Origin of the sequence: Sphingobium sp. ba1, from assembly GCF_000743655.1 — a bacterium.
In the GTDB taxonomy this organism is placed as follows: Bacteria; Pseudomonadota; Alphaproteobacteria; order Sphingomonadales; family Sphingomonadaceae; genus Sphingobium.
The window spans coordinates 3203442-3207348 of sequence record NZ_JPPQ01000069.1 but is presented as its reverse complement, the minus strand read 5'-3'; the positions used below and the strand labels follow the sequence as shown (position 1 = coordinate 3207348).

Genomic DNA, 3907 nt, shown 5'->3' with positions numbered 1-3907 from the left:
TGGGAACAGTATCGCGCGGCGGTGCCCGAAGCTGGCGATGCCGCGCCGCCTCTCTATAGCAATCGCCGCGCCCGCTACGCGATCCCGGATGCCAAGCGGCTCGTACAGATATTGCGCGCACCCGCTGCCGTGTCCGTGCCGGGGCAGAGGCCACCGAGCCGTCTGCGGGAGAGCATCGCCTTTGCGGTGGAGTATCTCCATCCGCGCACCGGCTATTATGTGTGGGACTGGCGCGACCCGATGCCGCTGGTCGGTGACATCATTAGGATTTTGCGGGGACAGTAAGCATGAATCTTCCCCTGCAAGTGGAGAATTTATGCTTGAACAGTCCTCTCGATCAGCCCGCCGCCCAGCATGGGCCGTGTCCACGGGGTTCTCTAATCGCCACCGTCAACAGCTGATCCTTAGCGTTTCAGCGGGCGCGCCGGGCTCCAGGGTTCTCTCCGCGGTCGTCGCGCTGGACGCCGCATGCTGCCTGGTTGATGGCAATCCTCACCGTTGTTCTCGCCGGCAAGGGCGTAGGCATTCGGTGAAGGCCGCGGATCAGGCGGCTTTGCGTTGATCTTCGGCGGCGCACCAATTCCAGGGAAACAGTTCGTGGAGACGACTTTATGGGATGTCTGCGATCTGCGCGAGAACATCGGCGAGCCGAGCCTGAGGATCGATGTCGTTGAGCTTCGCCGTGCCAATGAGGGTCAACATGAAAGCGGTGCGCTGACCGCCGCGGTCTGACCCAGCGAAGAGCCATGATTTTCTGCCCAAGGCCATCGCAGGGTCATTCTGCCCATGTCGGGCAGATGGTAGAGTTTCATTATCGCTGGCATCCATATTACGGCGGTCGTTTTCGGCATGAAGGCCGCGAGGACCGGGTCAATGGCGCGATCATCCGGGTAGAGATCAGGCCGGGTGAGATCATCCAGGTCGCAGAGTGGATGCTGGACAGGGCGTTGTGCGCCGACATGGAGATGGGCGAACCGCGCGTTGCGGTGATTGGGCTTGTAGAGCTTCATGGACTGCTTACCGATCGCGGTTTCAGGCAGACTTCGACGGATGGACTCACGGCCATCCAGGAGGCGCGCCATGAAGGCACTACCACGACCCTCGTCGCTATCGATGCTGACCCAGCAGCTGAGCATGCCGCTCGATACGCCGCAGATGCGAGGCCTGAGCGAGGCGCAGCGAAGCGCCGTTGTTGCCAGGCTGGCGACCCTCTTGATGGCCGCAGCCGGCGTCGCGGCGAAGGAGGCCAGCGATGACGGGCAATGATCTCCTTCCAGTCACGGTGCTCAAGCGCAAAGCTGTGGTGTATGTCCGACAGTCGACCCCGGGTCAGGTCCAGAACAACCTGGAGAGCCAGCGCCGACAATATGAGCTTGTCGATGTTGCGCGACGCTGGGGATTTCACGATGTCGAGGTGATCGACGATGACCTTGGTCGGACCGCCAGCGGCACTGTCGACCGCCCCGGTTTCGAACGACTGGCCAGCGGCCTGTGCACGGGCAAGGTTGGCGCGGTGCTTTGCTTGGACGCATCTGCGCGGCGACAACTACGATGGCCGGTTGAGCGGCGACTATGATGGCCGGTAGGATCGGTTGTCTGGTCTGATCGTAGGGAGGGGCGCAGCCCCGACCGGAGAGCGGACCAGACAACCGGTGGCGATCTTTTTCCCCTTCTTTCGGGGGGCAGATCGGGGCTGTGGCGGGCGGTGGTATCGGAACACTCATCGAACAACGAGCGATGGGTTTGCGATGCCGGGCCACCACATTTCCGATCAGCAGGTATTTCTCTTCATGACCCATCGTCGCCAACACACCCAGGCCGTCGCGGCTGCCAAGGCCGGTATCAGCGAACGCAGCGCACGCCGGATCGAGAACGATCCGCAGCTTCCGTCCCAGAAGAAGAAGGAGCGCCACTGGCGCACCCGCGCCGATCCGCTCGAGCCATTCTGGCCACGTATAGAGGAGTTGCTCCAGATCGACGGTATCATTGCCGTCACGGTCTTCGAGACGCTCCAGGACGAGTTCGGCGAGGATGCTGTTCCCGATGCGATACGACGAACACTGGAACGCCGGATCGCCCGCTGGCGGGCACTGCACGGCGGCGAGAAGGAGATCTTCTTCCCGCAGCATCATGAGCCCGGTCGGCAGGGCCTGTCGGATTTCACGGTATGCGACAGTCTCAAGGTCACCGTTGCCGGCGAGACCCTGGCCTATCGCCTCTACCACTTCCGCTTGGCGGCGAGTGGCTGGGAGCATGCGGCTGTCGTGCTGGGCGGGGAGAGCTTTGCCGCCCTTTCGGAGCACCTGCAGGATGCGTTGTGGAAGCTGGGCGGTGCGCCGGCCGAACACCGCAGCGATTCCCTGTCAGCCGCCTACAAAAACCTCGACGCCGATGCGCAGCGGGATTTCACCCGAAGCTATGACGAGCTGTGTCGTCATTACGGCATGCTTGCTACCCGCAACAACCGCGGCGAGGCGCACGAGAACGGATCGATCGAAGGTCCCCATGCCCATCTCAAGCGACGGCTCGATCAGGCCTTACGCCGGCGGGGCAGCCGCGATTTCGTCAGCATCGAGGCCTGGCGCGAGTTCGTTGAGGCGCAGGTCGCCAGACAGAACCGGCGGCATGCTGCGCGCATCGATGCAGAACGCAGGGTACTCAAGGCGCTGCCCGCAAGGCGAACCACCGATTTCGCCATGGCCACCGTCGATGTCACCCGCAACGGCACCGTCGCCATCGATCGGGTTACCTATTCGGTGCCTTCCCGCCTCGTCGGACGGCGCCTCAACGCGCATCTCTTTGACGATCGCATCGAGCTCTTCCTCGGTCCGGACAGGGTAATGTCCACGCCGCGTGTGCGGATCAGTCATCCCCACCGGGGGCATAGCATCGATTTCCGGCACATGATCGGTAACCTGCGCCGCAAGCGCGGTGCACTGCGCAACCTCGTCTACCGCGAAGCCCTCTTCCCCGATCACGCCTACCGGCGGGCCTGGCAAGCCTTCGATGCCCAACTCGATGGACGGCAGGCCTGCCGCGATGCCGTCGCGCTGCTCGATATCGCCGCCAGGGGCGACTGTGTCGACGTGCTGGCCCGGCGGATCGATGAGGCTCTCGACAGCGGGCGCTTGCCCGATGTCGATGCGCTCAGGGACGAGTTCCTGCCAACCGCAAGATCGCAGCGCGATGTCGCTATCCCGCCACCCGATCTGCACAGCTACAACAGCCTGATCGCCAGCGGGGAGGTGCACTGATGACCCGCACCAAGGATCAGGCCGCCGCCGTACTGCCTACCCTGCTGAAGGCCTTGCGCCTGCCGAGCATCAACCGCAACTGGAAGCGCCTCACCGACACCGCCGATCGCGATGGCTGGCCGGCCGCCAACCTGCTGGCCTCGCTTCTCGAGATCGAGATGGCTGATCGCTCCTCCCGGCGCATCCAGCGCCATCGCGACCAGTCCGGCTTGCCCGCAGGCAAGACCTTCGCCACCTTCGATTTCGACGCCGCCCCCGGCATCCGCAAACCGCACCTCTTGTCCCTCGCCGCCGGTGACGACTGGATCGAGAACGGCGGCAACCTGCTGCTGTTCGGCCAGAGCGGGACCGGCAAGACGCACGCAGTTGCCGCCATTGGCCATGCCCTCATCGACACGGGGCGGCGCGTCCTGTTCTGCTCCACCACCGACATGGTCCAGAAGCTCCAGTCCGCGCGCCGCGACCTCAGCCTGCCCGCCATGCTCGACAAGCTCGACAAGTTCGATCTCATCGTGCTCGACGATCTGTCCTACGTCCGCAAGGACCAGGTCGAGACCAGCGCCTTGTTCGAGCTCATCGCCCACCGCTACGAACGCCACTCGCTCGCCATTACCGCCAACTAGCCATTTTCGGCATGGGACAACGTCTTCCCT

Annotated in this window: 4 protein-coding genes and 2 pseudogenes; 5 read left to right on the top strand and 1 reads right to left on the bottom strand. The window is 63.8% G+C overall.

What is annotated here, in order from left to right:
- Positions 1–285: pseudogene (locus IL54_RS18810) on the top strand (hypothetical protein); the annotation flags it as partial.
- A gap of 258 nt (positions 286–543) precedes the next feature.
- Here the strand turns inward: IL54_RS18810 and IL54_RS22365 are convergent.
- Positions 544–768 (bottom strand): annotated as a pseudogene (locus tag IL54_RS22365) (transposase domain-containing protein); the annotation flags it as partial.
- 312 nt (positions 769–1080) lie between these two features.
- Here IL54_RS22365 and IL54_RS25080 point away from each other — a divergent pair.
- The 4 genes from IL54_RS25080 to IL54_RS18785 all read left to right on the top strand — a co-directional run bounded on the left by IL54_RS25080 (position 1081) and on the right by IL54_RS18785 (position 3877).
- Positions 1081–1266 carry a hypothetical protein gene (locus IL54_RS25080; RefSeq protein WP_130753559.1) on the top strand — a complete coding sequence of 62 codons (186 nt, stop codon included), beginning with the start codon at positions 1081–1083 and terminating at the stop codon, positions 1264–1266.
- The gene (locus IL54_RS18795; protein ID WP_037477679.1) at positions 1253–1576 is read left to right on the top strand and encodes a recombinase family protein; all 324 of its coding nucleotides are present in this window, start codon (positions 1253–1255) and stop codon (positions 1574–1576) included. The genes IL54_RS25080 and IL54_RS18795 overlap by 14 nt, the downstream gene beginning before the upstream one ends.
- A 172-nt stretch (positions 1577–1748) precedes the next feature.
- Complete coding sequence (gene istA, locus IL54_RS18790) at positions 1749–3254, top strand: IS21 family transposase (protein ID WP_037477677.1); 1506 nt, start codon at positions 1749–1751, stop codon at positions 3252–3254.
- The gene (locus IL54_RS18785; protein ID WP_076605538.1) at positions 3254–3877 is read left to right on the top strand and encodes an ATP-binding protein; all 624 of its coding nucleotides are present in this window, start codon (positions 3254–3256) and stop codon (positions 3875–3877) included. Before istA ends, IL54_RS18785 begins: the two co-directional genes overlap by 1 nt.
- Positions 3878–3907: the final 30 nt, after the last annotated feature.